Here is a 16,365-nt window from a genome sequence, read left to right on the forward strand (position 1 = left end):
GTAGTCCCGTATTAGCATGGCCCCGACAGCCGCCCAAAGCTGTTGAATGCCCGGCCCGCCGCCGGGCCGCGATGAGTCGATCAGACGTTTCAGCTCTTCAGGAGTCAGTATGGAACCGGAAATTTCCATTCAACGCCGCAAATCCCGGCAGATTCATGTGGGATCCGTGCCCGTTGGCGGTGACGCTCCGATCTCCGTGCAGAGCATGACCAACACCGATACCTGCGACGTGGACGCCACGGTGGCGCAGATTCGCCGCCTGGAAGAGGTGGGGGCCGATATCGTGCGGGTTTCGGTGCCGACCATGGACGCCGCCGAGGCTTTCGGCAAGATCCGCAAACAGGTACAGGTGCCGCTGGTGGCGGACATCCATTACGATTACAAGATCGCCCTGAAAGTAGCGGACGAAGGCGCCGACTGCCTGCGTATCAACCCCGGCAACATCGGGCGCGAGGACCGGGTGCGGGCGGTGATCCAGTCCGCCCGCGATCACGGGGTCCCGATCCGCATCGGCGTCAACGCCGGCTCGCTGGAGAAGGAACTGCAGCGCAAATACGGCGAACCCACCAGCGATGCTCTGGTGGAATCGGCGTTGCGGCATGTGGAGATTCTCGACCGCCACGATTTCCAGGAATTCAAAATCAGCGTCAAGGCCTCCAACGTGTTCATGACGTTGCAGGCCTACCGCAAACTCGCCACCCAGGTGGAGCAACCCCTGCACCTGGGCGTCACCGAGGCCGGCACGTTCCGCTCGGGCACGGTGAAATCCGCGGTGGCGCTGGGCGGTCTGCTGCTGGAAGGCATTGGTGACACCATCCGTATCTCCCTGGCCACCGATCCGGTGGAGGAGATTCGTGTCGGTTTCGATATTCTCAAAAGCCTCAATTTGCGCAAGAAAGGCGTCAACATCATTGCCTGCCCGAGCTGTTCGCGGCAGAACTTCGATGTGATCCAGACCGTCAACGAATTGGAAGCGCGTCTGGAAGACATCAATGAATCCGTGGACCTGGCGGTGATCGGCTGTCTGGTCAATGGCCCGGGCGAGGCTCGCGAAGCGGACGTCGGCCTCACCGGCGGCACGCCGAACAATCTGTCCTATGAAGATGGCCAGAAAAGCCACCATGTGAAACAGGAAGACCTGGTGAGCGAACTGGAGCGGATGGTGCGCGCCAAGGTGCAAAAAATGCGTGACGACGAAGCCAAGGGTATTATCGCGCGTAGTGAATAAACAGCGCCGGAAGCCGGACGCCGGATGCTTGACGCCGAAAAGCGGCAAGTCTCCGGCGTTTGTTGTTTCCGGTCGGGTTTCAAGCGTCGGGCGTGCAGCGCCGGGCGTCGAGCGTTAACAAGGAGAACCGGTGGGCAAGAAGATCACCTCGATTCGCGGCATGAACGACATCCTGCCCCAGCAAACGCCGTTATGGCAGTGGCTGGAGGACAGGGTGCGCGGCGTGCTGGCGGCCTATGGCTACCAGGAGATACGCACGCCGATTCTGGAACAGACTGATCTGTTCAAGCGTGGTATCGGTGAAGTCACCGACATCGTCGAAAAGGAAATGTATACCTTCGAGGATCGCAACGGCGACAGCCTGACCCTGCGTCCGGAAGGCACCGCCAGCTGCGTGCGCGCCGCCGAGGAGCACGGTCTGCTCTACAACCAGACCCAGCGACTCTGGTATACCGGGCCCATGTTCCGCCATGAGCGTCCCCAGGCCGGCCGTTACCGCCAGTTCCACCAGATTGGCGTGGAAACCTTCGGCATGGACGGACCGGACATCGACGCCGAGGTGATTCTGCTTTCCGCGCGTTTGTGGAAGGCCCTGGGGCTGTCCGATCAGGTCACCCTGGAGCTGAACTCCCTGGGCGACGCCGAGGACCGCGCCCGTTACCGTGACGCCCTGGTGGCCTACCTGCGCGAACACAGTGAGCGGCTGGACGACGATTCCCGGCGCCGGCTGGAACGCAACCCGCTGCGCGTGCTCGACAGTAAGGACGCCGGCACCCGCGAAGTGCTGGAGCAGGCGCCGCGTCTGGAAGACTTCCTCAACGACGATGCCCGCGAGCATTTCAGCAAGCTGTGCGCGTTATTGGAGGCCGCCGGCATCGAGTACCGCCTCAACCCTTATTTGGTGCGCGGACTGGACTATTACGGCAAAACCGTATTCGAATGGACCACCCAGGCGCTGGGCGCCCAGGGCACGGTCTGTGCCGGCGGCCGTTACGATGGCCTGGTGGCGCAGCTGGGCGGCAAGCCGACCCCGGCGGTGGGCTTCGCCATGGGCCTGGAGCGGCTGATTCTGCTGCTGGAACAACAAAATCCGGAACTGCCGGCGCCGGTGGCACTCTATATTGCTGCCATGGGCGAAGTGCAGTCCCAGGCTCTGGCTCTGGCCGAGCGTCTACGGGACCGGCTCCCCGGCATCGGTATCGTCACCCATTGTGGTGGCGGCGGTTTCAAGAGCCAGATGAAAAAAGCCGACCGCAGCGGCGCCCGCTACGCGCTGATCCTCGGCGAGGACGAAGTGGCGCGCGGGGAAGTGGCGGTGAAGCCGCTGCGTGAAGACGCGGAACAACAGCAATTGCCCGAGACCGGGTTGGCCGACTGGCTGGCCGAACATCTCGCAAGATCACAAGCGTAAGGAGAAACAGGGGTGGCCGATTACATCCGTGACGAAGAAGAACAAGCCGAGCGTCTGCGCAACTGGTGGCAGAAAAACGGCGTGGCCACGGTGGTGGTGATCGTACTGGCGGTGGGTTCGATGATCGGCTGGCGGCAATGGCAGCAGCATCAAAGCGTCGAAGCCGGCAAGGCCTCCGGCCTGTACGAGAAAATGATTAGCGCGATGCCGACTGGTGCCGGCGACGGCGATGCCGGCGTGGTGAAAACCAATGCCGAAGCCTTGATCGACCAATTCGCCGGCAGCAGCTACGCCGGTTACGCTCATCTGGCACTGGCCAAGCTGGCGGTACAGAACGGTGATCTGGGCGAGGCCGCCAGCCAACTGCGCCTGGTGGTGGACAAACCCGCCACCAAGGAACTGGAACACGTGGCCCGGCTGCGCCTGGTGCGAGTCCTGATCGCCCAGAACGAGCTGGACGCCGCCGGCAAGGAGTTGGGCCGTACCTGGCCCGAGGCCATGCAGGGGCAGGCCCTGGAACTCAAAGGCGACGTCGCCAAGGCCAGGCAGCAATGGGACGAAGCACGGGACGCTTATGCTTCCGCACTGGAAGCCATGGGCGGCCAGGGGGGAAGTGACCGCGTGCAAATGAAACTGGATGACCTGAACCGTCAATCGTGAGATTTATGCAGCCTCTTAAAGCCTCCCAAGCTTCCGGCGGTCTGCGCCGCTCCCTCACCACGCGCGGCCTGGTGGCCCTGGTGGCGGGCGCGCTGGTACTGACCGGATGCAGCAGTAACCCCAACGCCATCGAGCCCAATGATCTGCCGGACTTCGACAGTGCCTACAAGGTCAAACGGCTGTGGAAAGCCAATGCCGGCGACGGTATGGACGAGACCTCGATGAAACTGAGCCCGGCGGTGACCAGCCAGCAGGTGTTCGCCGCCGACGTACACGGCCAGGTCTACGCCTTCAACCGTGAAGACGGCGATCGCCAGTGGCGCAACAAAACCAAGGATCGCATTTCTGGCGGCCTCTTCGCCGGTTACGGCAAGGTCTACTACGGCACCCGGGAAGGCGAAGCGGTGGCGCTGTCCGCCGAGGACGGCAGCGAATTGTGGCGCCGCCAGTTGAGCAGTGAGATCCTCTCCGCGCCTACCGCCACCGGTTCCCTGGCGCTGTACCAGACCATCGACGGCCGTATCCAGGCACTGGACAGCGAAACCGGCGAGCCGCGCTGGGAGTACGAGACCGCCATCCCCAACCTGATTCTGCTCGGTGGCACGCAGCCGGTGGTGACCGCCGGGCGCGTCTACGCCGCCTTTTCCGGCGGCAAGGTGGTGTGCCTGGATGAACAGACCGGTTCGCCGATCTGGGAGCGCCGGGTGGCCGAACCCACCGGCCGTTCCGAGCTGGATCGTCTGGTGGACATCAACACCAGCCTGATCGTGGAGAACGGCGGCGTGTTCACCGCCACGTTCCAGGGCAAGGTGGCGGTGTTGGACTGGGAAAACGGCCGCCCTTACTGGGCCAAGGACATTTCCAGCCATCAGCGCCTCAGTTCCGATCTGGGCACGCTGTTCGTCAGCGACGATCAGGGCCTGGTGCGCGGCGTCGATCAGCGCAGCGGTACCTTCCTGTGGCAGCAGGACAAGCTGTACGGCCGCCGCCTCACCGGCACCACGGTGCAGGACGACCTGGTGGTGGTCGGTGACTACGAAGGCTATCTGCACTGGATGGACCAGAGTGACGGCAAACTGGTGGCCCGCTATCGCCATCGCGGCAAACCCATTGTTTCCGCGCCGATCCGCCACGACGACGTCATCTACGTGCTCGGCAGCGAGGGCCGTCTGGCCGCTTACCGCCTGGAAGCCCGGGACTGATCCGAACCGGTCAGTCCTGAAAAGGCACCGCGGTCTATGGATCGCTAGTGTCCACAAATTTGGACGGCTCCGCACGAGCGCCGATTCGCTGCCAAGGCAGCTTCCCACACAGGTCCGATCCCTCTGTGGGAAGCTGCCTTGGCAGCGAATCGGCGTGTAAGCGAACCATTTCACAACCGTGGGGCAGCAGTGGCCCACGGATTGCGATACCGTTTGCCGCCCCGCCAGCACCGATTAATTTGGCAACTTCCCCGCTAAGTTAATACCATAGCGCCCCAATATACCGTCAGAGTGCCGCATGAAACCGGTTATCGCCCTGGTGGGCCGCCCCAATGTGGGCAAGTCCACCCTGTTCAATCGCCTCACCCGTACCCGGGACGCCCTGGTGGCGGACTTCCCCGGGCTCACCCGTGACCGCAAATACGGGGACGGCCGCATGGGCGATCGGCCCTATATCGTGGTCGATACCGGCGGTATCGGCGAAAGCGAGGAGGGTATAGACCGGCCAATGACCGATCAGGCCCTGCTCGCGGTGGGTGAAGCGGACGCGGTACTGTTCCTGGTGGACGGCCGCGCCGGCCTGACCGCCGCCGACCAGCAGGTGGCCTCGGAGTTGCGCAAGTTGCCCAAGCCGGTGTTCCTGGTGGTGAACAAGACCGATGGCCTGGACCCGGATTCCGCCATGGCGGATTTCTACGCTCTGGGACTGACTCAGGTGCTGCCCATCGCCGCTGCCCACGGGCGTGGCGTACGCGCGCTGATGGACGAAGTACTGGCGATCTTCCCCGAGCCGGAGGAAGCCGGTGAAGAGGAAGAACCGGAAGATCCGGACACCGTGCGGGTGGCGGTGCTGGGGCGCCCCAATGTGGGCAAATCCACGCTGATCAACCGTATACTCGGCGAAGAGCGGGTGGTGGTGTTCGACCAGGCCGGTACCACCCGGGATTCCATCGAAGTGCCGTTCGAGCGCAATGGCCGGCCTTATGTGCTGATCGACACCGCCGGAGTGCGCCGCCGGGGCAAAGTCCACGAGACCATCGAAAAATTCTCGGTGATCAAGGCGTTGCAGGCGGTGGATGCGGCCCAGGTGGTATTGCTGGTGGTGGATGCCCGGGACGGCATCAGTGACCAGGATCTGCACCTGTTGGGCTATGTGCTGGAAGCCGGCCGCGCCCTGGTGATCGCCATGAACAAGTGGGATGGCCTGGAAAGCGATCACAAGGACTGGGTCAAGCAGCAACTGGATCGCCGCTTGCAATTCGTGCCCTGGGCTAAAATAAAATTCATCTCCGCCCTGCATGGCACCGGCGTTGGCGACCTGTTCGGGCTGGTGGAGCGGGCTTGGGATTCCGCTTTCATCAAGATCGGCAGCAATGCCCTGACGCGCATGCTGGAAGACATCACTCATTCCCATCCGCCGCCGCGCAGCGGCCGTTTTCGTGCCAAGCTGCGATACGCGCACCTGGGTGGCTCGAATCCGCCGGTGGTGGTGATCCACGGTAACCGCACCGATTCCTTGCCGGTGAGTTACCGGCGTTATCTGGAGAACCGGTTCCGGGAATTGTTGAAGATCGAAGGCTCGCCGATCCGGCTGGAGCTGAAATCCGGTGACAACCCCTACGAGGGGCGCAAGAATCCGCTGACCGATCGGCAGATCCGCCGCCGGCGGCGCATGATGAAACACATCAAGAAATAACTCGAACTCCGATAGAAAAAACGGAGAACGGTTGCCGTCGTGGGGACGGCGCCGCTCGGGATCAAGCGGGGGGAAGCACGGGGTGCGATACCACTGTGGAGTGTGGCTCTGGTCCGCCGCCGTACTGGCAAGTACGGTGGGGCTGAGCCACGCCCAGGAGATGGCCGGGCCGGACATTCCACGGGTCCTGACCCCGGCCCGTCTCGACCAGCCCCTCTCCGAAGCTCCCGCCAGTGTCACCATCATTACCCAGGATATGATCCGCGCCAGCGGCGCCAGGGAGCTGTATCAGGTCATGCGGCTGGTGCCCGGCATGAGCGTGGCCAAGGCCGACGGCAATGTGCCGTCGGTGTCCTATCACGGCACGCAGGCCCGTGATCACCGCCGCATGCTGGTGCTGCTCGATGGTCGCAGCGTTTACCGGCCGGGGTTGGCCCGGGTCAACTGGAATGACCTGGCCATCGCTCTGGAGGACGTGGAGCGCGTCGAGGTGACGCGCGGCCCGGCTGCCGCGGCCTATGGCGCCAACGCCTTCTCCGGGGTGATCAACATCATCAGCCGCGACCCACGCGACAGCGAAGGCCAGGCAGTCCGTCTGCGCGCTGGCAACAACGGTATCCGCGACGCCTACGTTAGTGGTGGCTGGCACCGTGGCAACGGGGCTTTCCGGGTGTCCGTGGAAAGCCGCGCCGACCACGGCTACGACGCTGGCTTGCCACCGATGGAGGGCGGCGATGCCAAGCGCACCCACAACGTTAATGGCCGTGGGGTCTGGGAACTGGACAACGGCGACGTGCTCAGCTTCTACCTGGGGGGCAGCCGTTCAAAACTGGAGCGGGCACCGGAAAGCAGCCTGCGCGGCCTGGGTGACTACCAGGGACTGGCGATACAGCGCGATGACAGCGCGTTCGCCGGCATGGTGTGGGAACGTCAACTCTCCGACTGGCATCAACTGAAAGTATCCGGTTACGCCCAGTATTCCGACGAAGAGCTGCCGCTGACCATGTGCTATTTCGATCCGCTCACCGGACAACACGGCGCTGGCGGCGGCCTGTTTTTCTCGAAGGAAATGCGCGACCTGTATCTGGCCCACGGCGGCGACCTCGACGCCACGCTGGCCGCCGCGCCCACCGACCCGGCGGTGAGGCAGCGTTATGCCACGTTGCTCGGTAGCGGCGCCGACCGCTTTTGTGGCACCAGCTATCTGGACGTGCGCGAGCACCGTTACGATCTGGAAATCCAGGACACCGTTCAAATCAACCGGTGGGCCCGGCTGGTGGCGGGGCTCAACCTGCGTTACGACCGGGGCAGCTCGCAAACCTACCTGAGCGGCACCGCCGACAACGTCAGCCGCCGTGCTTTCGCCAACCTGGCCTTGAAACCGTTGCCCCGGCTCACCGCCAACCTGGGGGGCTACTGGGAATACGATGACCTCAACGGCGAGCACTTCTCCCCGCGGGTCGGTTTGTCCTGGCGATTGATGCCCGGACACCATTTGCGCTGGGTATACGCCCGTGGCCTGCGCGCGCCGGACATCTACGAGGACCAGGCCCATTCCAACGCGCCGATCAGCCGGCTCAACGGGCCCTTCGGTGACCGCACCGCGGACTGGCTGGGTTGGGACCCGGCCTACTTCTTCGTCAGCGAACAGGCCGATGGTAATCTGAAGCCGGAACGCATCCGCTCCCGGGAATGGGGCTACTACGGCCACTTCGGTGACGTGGAACTGGATGTGCGTTATTTCCAGGAGGAACTCTGGGACCTGATCAGCGGCCCCATCAGTCCGGTGAATTTCGACGCCGACAACAGTGGCGAGGTCACCCATCGTGGCGCCGAAGCGCAGCTCAGCTGGCGGGCCGGGGCCCGGCACTGGCTGCGTCTCAGCGGCGCTCATATCCACACCCGCGGCAACCGCGCCACGGAATTACGCTTCGCCGCCCGCGACAGCGGTAGTGCCCTGTGGGAATGGCACGCGCTGCGCAACTGGTGGCTTTCCGGTGGCTATTACCTGGCCCGGGACTACAACCATCATCCCTACGAACGAGTGGATCTGCGGCTGGCTTATCGCCGTGCTCTGGGGCCCACCTACCTGGAGACCAGCTTGCTGGTGCAACACTACCTGGAAAACGAACCGGTGGTGTTCGCCGAAAACCAGTACCGGGACGATGAACGGTTCTGGGTGACCCTGGCCTTGCGGTTCTGACCATGACGGAGCGACGCCTTTTCCATCATATCCGCCTCTTCGCCGTCACCGGCGGGGAGCGGATTGATGTCGCACCGTGGGGAGGTCGCTGAGCGTGCGCTGGTCAAGGAAGGCCCGGATTTTGCTCGCTACCCTTGCGTTGTACTCCCTGTCGGCGGCCGCCGACGACCCGCTGCGGCTGCGCGTGATCAGCGACCAGCCGCAGCAACGCGGCGACTTTCTATTGGCCCTGGAACAGGTGTCGACGCCGCTGTCCTGGAATCTGGTGGACAGCGGCGCCGACGTTACCCTGGCTTTGGCGGCCGCTCCGTTTCGGCGCGCGGTGGAAGAGGGCGGGCCGGTGCTCGGCATTTCGGTGCCACCAGCGGTGGTTGACGAGGCCAGACGCCGGGATTGCCAGTGTAGCGCGATCTGGAGTGGCGTGTCGCTGGAACAACAGTTGCGCCTGATCGAAATCCTGTTTCCCGGAGTCAACCGCGTTGGTGTCTTGTACGGCCCCGACAGTGCCTGGCAGCCTCTGCCTTCGGCGGCCACCGCTTCCCTGCAACTGGATTGGGTATCGGTTTCCTCCGCCGCCGGCATCGGACCGCTGCTGAGAAGGCACTTGCCACAGTGGGATTTGCTGTTACTGCCGGAAGACGAGACGCTGTTCAACGCCGGCACCGCCAAACTCATTTTACTCTCCGGCTACCGCCAACGGGTGCCCGTGGTCGGACCAGGCCGGGGTTTTGTCAACGCCGGCAGTGTCGCCAGTGTCCATTCGTCTTTGCCGGCGCAGGCTCGGCAAGCATTGCGCTGGCTCGACCAATGGCGGCAACAAGGGCACTGGCCGTCACCGGATTTTGTCGAAGACAGCAGTATCAGCGTCAATGAGCATGTGGCGCGCGCCTATAACCTGCCGTTTTGGGAGCCCCGGGCGTTACAGCAAAGATGGGAGGAGCAACCGTGATGGCCCAGGGGGGGATTCGCCGGCAACTGCGCTGGCTCGGTGTGATACCGGCGCTGATCATGCTGGTTCTGGTGCTGGTGACGCTCACCTGGCAGCGCTTGCAGGACGCCGACAACGAAGTGCGCGAGCTGGGCGGTTTCCTGGCCCGCCAACTGGCCGCCACGGCTGAGTACGGTGTGCTCTCCGGCAACACCTCGGAGTTGCGTCGGCACGCCAACATGGCGCTGCAGCGCCCGGACGTTTACTACGTGGCGTTCCGTGACGAGAGCGGCCAGGTGCTGTTGAGCGAAGGCCGGGCCACCAGCGACGGGCGCGGCGAGCTGCTGGAATTCCGTGCCGGCATCTACCGGCAGCCGCTGTCCGCTTCCGAAGCCGACCGCTATGTGGACCCCGGGGACCGGGTCGGCGAAGTGGTACTGGGGCTGGCTCCGGAACTGCTGGCGGTGCGACAGAAAGAAATCCTCACCGCCAGTCTGGTGCCGGCCCTGCTGGCGATGATGGTGGGCCTGGTGTGCGCCGGTTATCTGGCCCGCCGCATCGCCGAGCCGCTGTCCTATTTGTCCGGCCTGGTGCGGGTGATTCGCGGCGGTGATTACCGCGCGCGTGGCGATCATCATCTGCAGGGAGAGCTGTCGGACCTGCAACGGGACATCAACGAACTGGCCTCCGGACTGGAGCGTGCCCGCGCCGATCAGCAACGGGCCATGGGCGAGTTGCGCCAGGCCCATCGCAGCGCGCAGCAGGCCAGCCAGGCGAAAACCGATTTCCTGGCGATGATGAGCCATGAACTGCGCACCCCCATGAACGGTGTGCTCGGCATGCTGCAACTGCTGGAAACCACCCGGCAGAACGACGAACAGCGCGAATACACCCAGGCGGCGCTGGAGTCCACCGGCCACCTGCTGGAAGTGATCAACGACATTCTCGATTTCTCGCGCATCGAAGCCGGGCGCATGGACATCGACCAGACCTTCTTCGCCCCCGGCCCGCTGCTGGAAAACTGCATCGGCACGTTCCGCTACGTTGCCCGCCACAAGGGCCTGTACCTGGAACTGGAAGGGCTGGAGCAACTGGAAGGCTATGACCTGTATTCCGACCCCACCCGGCTACGCCAGATTCTCAGCAACCTGATTTCCAACGCGGTGAAGTTCACCGAGCAGGGCGGGGTGCGGGTGACGATCCAGGCCGCCGCCGACGAGCACGGCCTGATGAATCTGTCGCTGTCGGTCACCGACACCGGCATCGGCATCTCGGACGCCCAGCGGGATCGCCTGTTCGTGGCGTTCTCGCAGCTGGACGCGTCACCGTCACGCCGTTATGGAGGCACCGGCCTGGGGCTGGCCATCGCCCGCCGGCTGGCGGAGATGCTCGGCGGCGATCTGACGGTCAAAAGCCGGGCCGGGGAGGGCAGCTGCTTCACTCTGCGGCTGCGCGTGCGCGCCCGGGTCGCCGGAGAGCAGGCCAGCGACGGCCCGAGCATCGACGATGGTCATCTGCGCGGCCGCGCCTTGCTGGTGGAGGACAACCTGGTCAACCGCATGGTGGCGGCCCGGATGCTGGAAAACCTGGGGCTGGACGTGGTCAGCTGCGGCGACGGCGAAACCGCGCTCAACACCATCCAGGGGGAAAACTTCGACGTGGTGCTGATGGACGTGCAAATGCCGGTGATGGACGGCCTGGAAGCGACCCGGGCGATTCGCCGCTGGGAACGGGCGGCGGGTCGCTCGCCGGTGCCGATCATCGCCCTCACCGCCAATGCGCTGGGCGGGGAGCGGGAACGCTGCCTCGCCTCCGGCATGGACGATCACCTGGCCAAACCTTACCGCCGGCAACTGCTGGCGAAGCTGCTCAGTCGTTATCTGAAGACGGTAGAAGTCGAGTGACAGTGGATTCGAAGCGGCCGTCCGCCAGCCGCGTTTCCACGGTCTGGCCTTCCTCGAGCGCTTTCACCGAGCGCAGCGGCTGGCCTTCGGCCAGCGTCAGCGAATAACCCCGGTCCAGCGTCGCCAGAGGACTGGCGGTGTGCAGCCGCCGGCCCAGGCTGGTGAGCCGCTGCTGCAACTGGCCGCGCTGGTGCCGCAGCGGTACCGGCAGCCGCCGTTGCAGGCCCAGCAGGCGTTGCCGCTGCAGCGCCAGCCGCTGGCGCGGAGACTGCTGCATCACCCGGCCTTTCAGGCGATCCAGGCGCGCCTGCAGCAGTGTCTGTTGGTGCCGCAGCGCCCGTTGCAGACGGGCCTGATATTCATCCACCTGCTGCCGCCGCTGCTCCAGCTCCCGTTGCGGGTGGCGCAGCTGCAGCCGGTGGGCCAACTGGCTCAGCCGCTGACGGCGGTATTGCAACGTGCCGGCCACGGCCCGGTGCTGGCGGCGCTGTAGCTGATCCAGCCGCGCCAGAATGGCGTCGCCGTCCGGGCTCACCAGCTCCGCCGCCGCCGAGGGTGTCGGCGCGCGCAGATCGGCGGCGAAGTCGGTCAGCGCCACATCCACCTCGTGCCCCACCGCCGAGACGATGGGGATCGGACAGGCCGCCACCGCCCGCACCAGGGCTTCGTCGTTGAACGCCCACAGATCCTCCAGGGAGCCGCCGCCCCGGCCGATCACCAGCACGTCGCACTCCGCCCGGCGCACCGCCAGATCCAAGGCCCGGCGCAGCTGCATCGGTGCTTCGTCGCCCTGTACCGCCGCCGGATAGACCAGCACCGGAATGCCGGGGCAGCGGCGCTTCAGCACCTGCACCACATCGCGTACCGCCGCGCCGCTGGGGCTGGTGATCACGCCAATGCGGCGCGGCCAGCGGGGCAGGGGGCGCTTGCGCTCGCTGGCGAACAGCCCTTCCGCCTCCAGTTTCGCCTTGAGCGCCTCGAACTGGGCGCGCAGCGCCCCTTCGCCGGCCTCTTCCATGTGCTCCACCACCAGCTGGAAACCGCCACGCGGCACGTACAGCGTGACACGGGCGCGCACCAGCACCTGCTGGCCGTCGCGGGGCTGGAAGCGCAGCAACTGATTGCGATTGCGGAACATGGCGCCGTTGACCTGGGCGCGGTCGTCCTTGAGGCTGAAATACCAGTGGCCGGAACGGGGACGGGACAAATTGGACAGCTCCCCCTGCAACCAGATCAGTGGGAAACTGCCTTCCAGCAGTCCCTGGGCTTCCAGATTGAGACGGCTGATGGAATAGGGTTCGGTGCGTGATGAAGTCATGCCGCGCAATGTAAGCGCCCCCCGCCGCCGCCGCAAGCGTTGCTCTCCACCAGCCGATTTCAACACCGCTGTGGGAAGCTGGCTCGCCAGCGAATTCATCCGGCTCTCCATGGCCCCATTCGCTGGCAAGCCAGCTTCCCACAGTTGAGAGCGATTTCCCGCCGTGATCCCCGATTGCCGCCAAGCACCGCCTTACCGTATAATGCCCCGCTTAATTTAACGGAGCCTTTGGTCCGGTTTGACGTGGCGGCGCCCCATGACCGTCCGGTGCCGCCCGGCATCTTCGGCCAGGCCGAATCTCCCCCAGCTCCCACGGTGCAATATGCTCAGAATTGCCCAAGAAGCCTTGACGTTTGACGACGTTCTGCTCCTGCCTGCCCACTCGGATGTTCTGCCCAAGGATGTGTCCCTCAAATCGCGCCTGACGCGGGAAATCGAACTGAATATTCCGCTGATCTCCGCCGCCATGGACACCGTCACCGAATACCGCCTGGCCATCACCATGGCCCAGGAAGGCGGCATCGGTATCCTGCACAAGAGCATGCCGGTGGAAGAGCAGGCCCGTAACGTGCGCATGGTCAAGAAATTCGAATCCGGCGTGGTCAAGGATCCGATCACCATCAGCCCGGACGCCACCGTGGCGGAGCTGCTGCGTCTCACCGAAGCCAACAACATTTCCGGCGTGCCGGTGGTGGAAGGCGAACAGGTAGTGGGCATCGTCACCAGCCGTGACACCCGCTTCATCACCGACTACGACCAGCACGTGGCCGACATCATGACCCGCCAGGAGCGCCTGGTAACGGTCAAGGAAGGCGCCAGCGCCGACGAAGTGCAAGGCCTGCTGCACAAGCACCGCATCGAGAAAATCCTGGTGGTGAACGAGTCCGGCGCGCTGCGCGGCATGATCACCGTCAAGGACATCGAGAAAGCCACCCGTTATCCCAACGCCTGTAAAGATAGCCAGGGCCGCCTGCGCGTGGGCGCCGCCGTCGGCACCGGCGCCGGTACCGAGGAACGGGTCGCCGCGCTGGTGGAAGCCGGTGTGGATGTGATCGTGGTGGACACCGCCCACGGTCACTCCCAGGGCGTCATCGACCGCGTTGCCTGGGTCAAGAAGCACTTTCCGGAAGTGCAGGTGATTGGCGGTAACATCGCCACCGCCGCCGCCGCCCGCGCTCTGGTGGACGCCGGCGCCGACGCGGTAAAGGTGGGCATCGGCCCCGGCTCCATCTGCACCACCCGCATCGTCGCCGGCATCGGCGTGCCGCAAATCACCGCGGTTTCCGACGTCGCCGCTGAACTGGAAGGTACCGGCGTGCCGCTGATCTCCGATGGCGGCATCCGCTTCTCCGGCGACATCGCCAAGGCCGTCGCCGCCGGCGCCCACGCCATCATGATCGGCTCCCTGCTGGCCGGCACCGAGGAAGCCCCCGGCGAAGTGGAACTGTTCCAGGGCGGCTACTACAAAGCCTACCGGGGCATGGGCTCCCTGGGCGCCATGTCCGGCTCCACCGGCTCCTCGGACCGTTACTTCCAGGACGCCGCCGCCGGCATCGAGAAGCTGGTACCGGAAGGCATCGAAGGCCGTGTGCCCTACAAGGGCCCGATGAGCGCCATCGTCCACCAGCTGATGGGCGGCCTGCGTGCCTCCATGGGCTACACTGGCTGCGCCAGCATCGACGAAATGCGCACCAAACCGGAATTCGTCAAGGTCACCAACGCGGGCATGAAGGAATCCCACGTGCACGACGTGACGATTACGAAGGAAGCACCGAACTACCCCGTGGGGTGAGCCCACGGGAGCCGGACGCTGGACGCCGGACGCCGGACGCTAAAAATCGGACGAGCCAAGGCTCGCCCGATTTTTGTTTTTAAAGCGTCCAGCCTCCAGCGTCTGGCGTCCAGTGTTTACTCAACCGGCGTCCGGCGTCCAGCGTCCGGCGTCCAGCGGAATTTAAACCATGCAAGACATCCACGCCCAGCGCATCCTGATCCTCGACTTCGGCTCCCAGTACACCCAGCTGATCGCCCGCCGCGTGCGCGAAATCGGCGTCTACTGTGAAATCCGTGCCTTCGACATCAGCGCCGAAGAGATCGCCGAATTCGACCCCAAAGGCATCATCCTCTCCGGCGGCCCGGAATCCGTCACCGCCGCCGAGACCCCCCGCGCCCCGCAAGCGGTGTTCGAACAGGGCGTGCCGGTGCTGGGCATCTGCTACGGCATGCAAACCATGGCCGAGCAACTGGGCGGCGCCGTCATCGCCGGTGAAAAACACGAATTCGGCTACGCCCGCGTCACCAAAGCCGACGGCAACGACCTGCTCGACGGCATTGTCGACCACGAAGAAGCCGGCCATGAATACCTGGACGTCTGGATGAGTCACGGCGACCGCGTTGGCACCATCCCTGACGGCTTCGTCGTCACCGCCACCACCGACAGCTGCCCCATCGCCGGCATGGCCAACGACGACAGACGCTTCTACGGCATCCAGTTCCACCCGGAAGTCACCCACACCCTCCAGGGCGGCCGCCTGTTGGAACGCTTTATCCGCGAAATCTGCGCCTGCGACGCCCTCTGGACCCCGGCCAAGATCATCGACGATGCCATCGCCACCATCCAGGAACAGGTCGGCACCGACGACGTCATCCTTGCCCTCTCCGGGGGCGTCGACTCCTCCGTGGTCGCCGCGCTGCTGCACAAAGCCATCGGCGACCAGCTCACCTGCGTCTTCGTCGACAACGGCCTGCTGCGCCACCAGGAAGGCGACCAGGTGATGGAAATGTTCGCCGACCACATGGGCGTCCGCGTCATCCGCGTCGACGCCGAAGACTACTTCCTCTCCCGCCTGGCCGGCGAAGCCGATCCGGAGAAGAAGCGTAAAATCATCGGCAATACCTTCATCGACATCTTCGACGCCGAAGCCGCCAAACTGAAAAACGCCAACTGGCTCGCCCAAGGCACCATCTACCCCGACGTGATCGAATCCGCCGCCTCCAAAACCGGCGGCGCCCACGTGATCAAATCCCACCACAACGTGGGCGGCCTCCCCGAGCACATGAAGCTCAAACTCGTCGAACCCCTGCGCGAGCTGTTCAAAGACGAAGTCCGCAAAATCGGCCTCGAACTCGGCCTCCCCTACGACATGGTCTACCGCCACCCCTTCCCCGGCCCCGGCCTGGGCGTGCGCATCCTCGGCGAAGTGAAAAAGGACTACGCCGACACCCTCCGCCTCGCCGACCACATCTTCATCGAAGAACTCAAAGCCGACGGCCTCTACCACAAAACCAGCCAGGCCTTCGCCGTCTTCCTGCCGGTCAAATCCGTCGGCGTGGTCGGCGACGCCCGCCGCTACGAATACGTGGTGGCGCTGCGCGCCGTCGAAACCATCGACTTCATGACCGCCCGCTGGGCGCATTTGCCCTACGAGTTCCTGGAGAAGGTCTCCAACCGGATCATTAACGAGATCCCGGGGATCAGTCGGGTGACCTATGACATCTCGTCCAAGCCGCCGGCCACGATTGAGTGGGAATGATCTGATCTAGTCTGGTAGTAAGGGCTTACTTGGAAGGCCGCCGGCGCGGGAGCGTCGGCGGCCTTTTTGTGTTTTGGGCGGGAGTGTTGGTGAAGATATCAGGAGGCAGCCTGCGGTGGGATTTGTAAGCGGCTGATTTTTCTGCTTTTATTTCAAATCGTATGAAATCAAGAAAAGGGATATGGCGCTGGCGCGGTCATTGGGTATTCGAGATGGCGTCCTAATTCCTGTTGGGCGTCAAAGGAAGCTCAGGTTGCAGAATGACGCCGAAATCGAAACAAA

11 protein-coding genes are annotated in these 16,365 nt (G+C 64.4%); 10 read left to right on the forward strand and 1 reads right to left on the reverse strand.

Translation table 11 applies throughout. The features are described from left to right. The first annotated feature begins 109 nt into the window (after window positions 1–109). From ispG to E0L37_RS03305, 8 genes are all read left to right on the forward strand, one after another. A complete protein-coding gene (ispG, locus tag E0L37_RS03270) occupies window positions 110–1,228 on the forward strand; it encodes a flavodoxin-dependent (E)-4-hydroxy-3-methylbut-2-enyl-diphosphate synthase (RefSeq protein WP_133490375.1) in 1,119 nt (372 codons plus the stop codon). A gap of 130 nt (window positions 1,229–1,358) precedes the next feature. Continuing rightward, on the forward strand, window positions 1,359–2,639 hold the full coding sequence (gene hisS / locus E0L37_RS03275) for a histidine--tRNA ligase (RefSeq protein ID WP_133490376.1): 1,281 nt from the start codon (window positions 1,359–1,361) through the stop codon (window positions 2,637–2,639). A gap of 12 nt (window positions 2,640–2,651) precedes the next feature. After that, on the forward strand, window positions 2,652–3,299 hold the full coding sequence (locus tag E0L37_RS03280; protein WP_236564053.1) for a tetratricopeptide repeat protein: 648 nt from the start codon (window positions 2,652–2,654) through the stop codon (window positions 3,297–3,299). Window positions 3,300–3,304: 5 nt separating this feature from the next. After that, entirely contained in the window at window positions 3,305–4,501 is a 1,197-nt protein-coding gene (bamB, locus tag E0L37_RS03285; RefSeq protein WP_133490377.1) for an outer membrane protein assembly factor BamB, read from the forward strand. Window positions 4,502–4,799: 298 nt separating this feature from the next. Further along, the gene (gene der, locus E0L37_RS03290) at window positions 4,800–6,197 is read left to right on the forward strand and encodes a ribosome biogenesis GTPase Der (RefSeq protein ID WP_133490378.1); all 1,398 of its coding nucleotides are present in this window, start codon (window positions 4,800–4,802) and stop codon (window positions 6,195–6,197) included. An 82-nt stretch (window positions 6,198–6,279) separates the two neighbouring features. Continuing rightward, a complete protein-coding gene (locus tag E0L37_RS03295; protein WP_240687418.1) occupies window positions 6,280–8,400 on the forward strand; it encodes a TonB-dependent siderophore receptor in 2,121 nt (706 codons plus the stop codon). A gap of 121 nt (window positions 8,401–8,521) precedes the next feature. Beyond that, window positions 8,522–9,349 (forward strand): hypothetical protein, encoded by an 828-nt coding sequence (locus tag E0L37_RS03300; RefSeq protein ID WP_133490379.1) that lies wholly within the window; start codon window positions 8,522–8,524, stop codon window positions 9,347–9,349. Next, window positions 9,349–11,232 carry an ATP-binding protein gene (locus E0L37_RS03305; protein ID WP_236564057.1) on the forward strand — a complete coding sequence of 628 codons (1,884 nt, stop codon included), beginning with the start codon at window positions 9,349–9,351 and terminating at the stop codon, window positions 11,230–11,232. The genes E0L37_RS03300 and E0L37_RS03305 overlap by 1 nt, the downstream gene beginning before the upstream one ends. On the opposite strand, the gene xseA is transcribed toward E0L37_RS03305, so the two are convergent. Beyond that, window positions 11,198–12,550 carry an exodeoxyribonuclease VII large subunit gene (gene xseA, locus E0L37_RS03310; protein ID WP_133490661.1) on the reverse strand — a complete coding sequence of 451 codons (1,353 nt, stop codon included), beginning with the start codon at window positions 12,548–12,550 and terminating at the stop codon, window positions 11,198–11,200. The two genes, E0L37_RS03305 and xseA, sit on opposite strands and share 35 nt — an antisense overlap. Before the next feature lie 322 nt (window positions 12,551–12,872). Here xseA and guaB point away from each other — a divergent pair, with 322 nt between their 5' ends. Together guaB and guaA are read left to right on the forward strand one after the other, a co-directional pair. Next, entirely contained in the window at window positions 12,873–14,342 is a 1,470-nt protein-coding gene (guaB, locus tag E0L37_RS03315) for an IMP dehydrogenase (RefSeq protein WP_133490381.1), read from the forward strand. A 169-nt stretch (window positions 14,343–14,511) separates the two neighbouring features. Continuing rightward, window positions 14,512–16,083, forward strand: coding sequence for a glutamine-hydrolyzing GMP synthase (guaA, locus tag E0L37_RS03320; RefSeq protein WP_133490382.1), 1,572 nt, complete (start codon window positions 14,512–14,514; stop codon window positions 16,081–16,083). Window positions 16,084–16,365: the final 282 nt, after the last annotated feature.

Source organism: Alcanivorax sp. 24, assembly GCF_004360225.1.
Lineage (GTDB): Bacteria > Pseudomonadota > Gammaproteobacteria > Pseudomonadales > Alcanivoracaceae > Alloalcanivorax > Alloalcanivorax xiamenensis.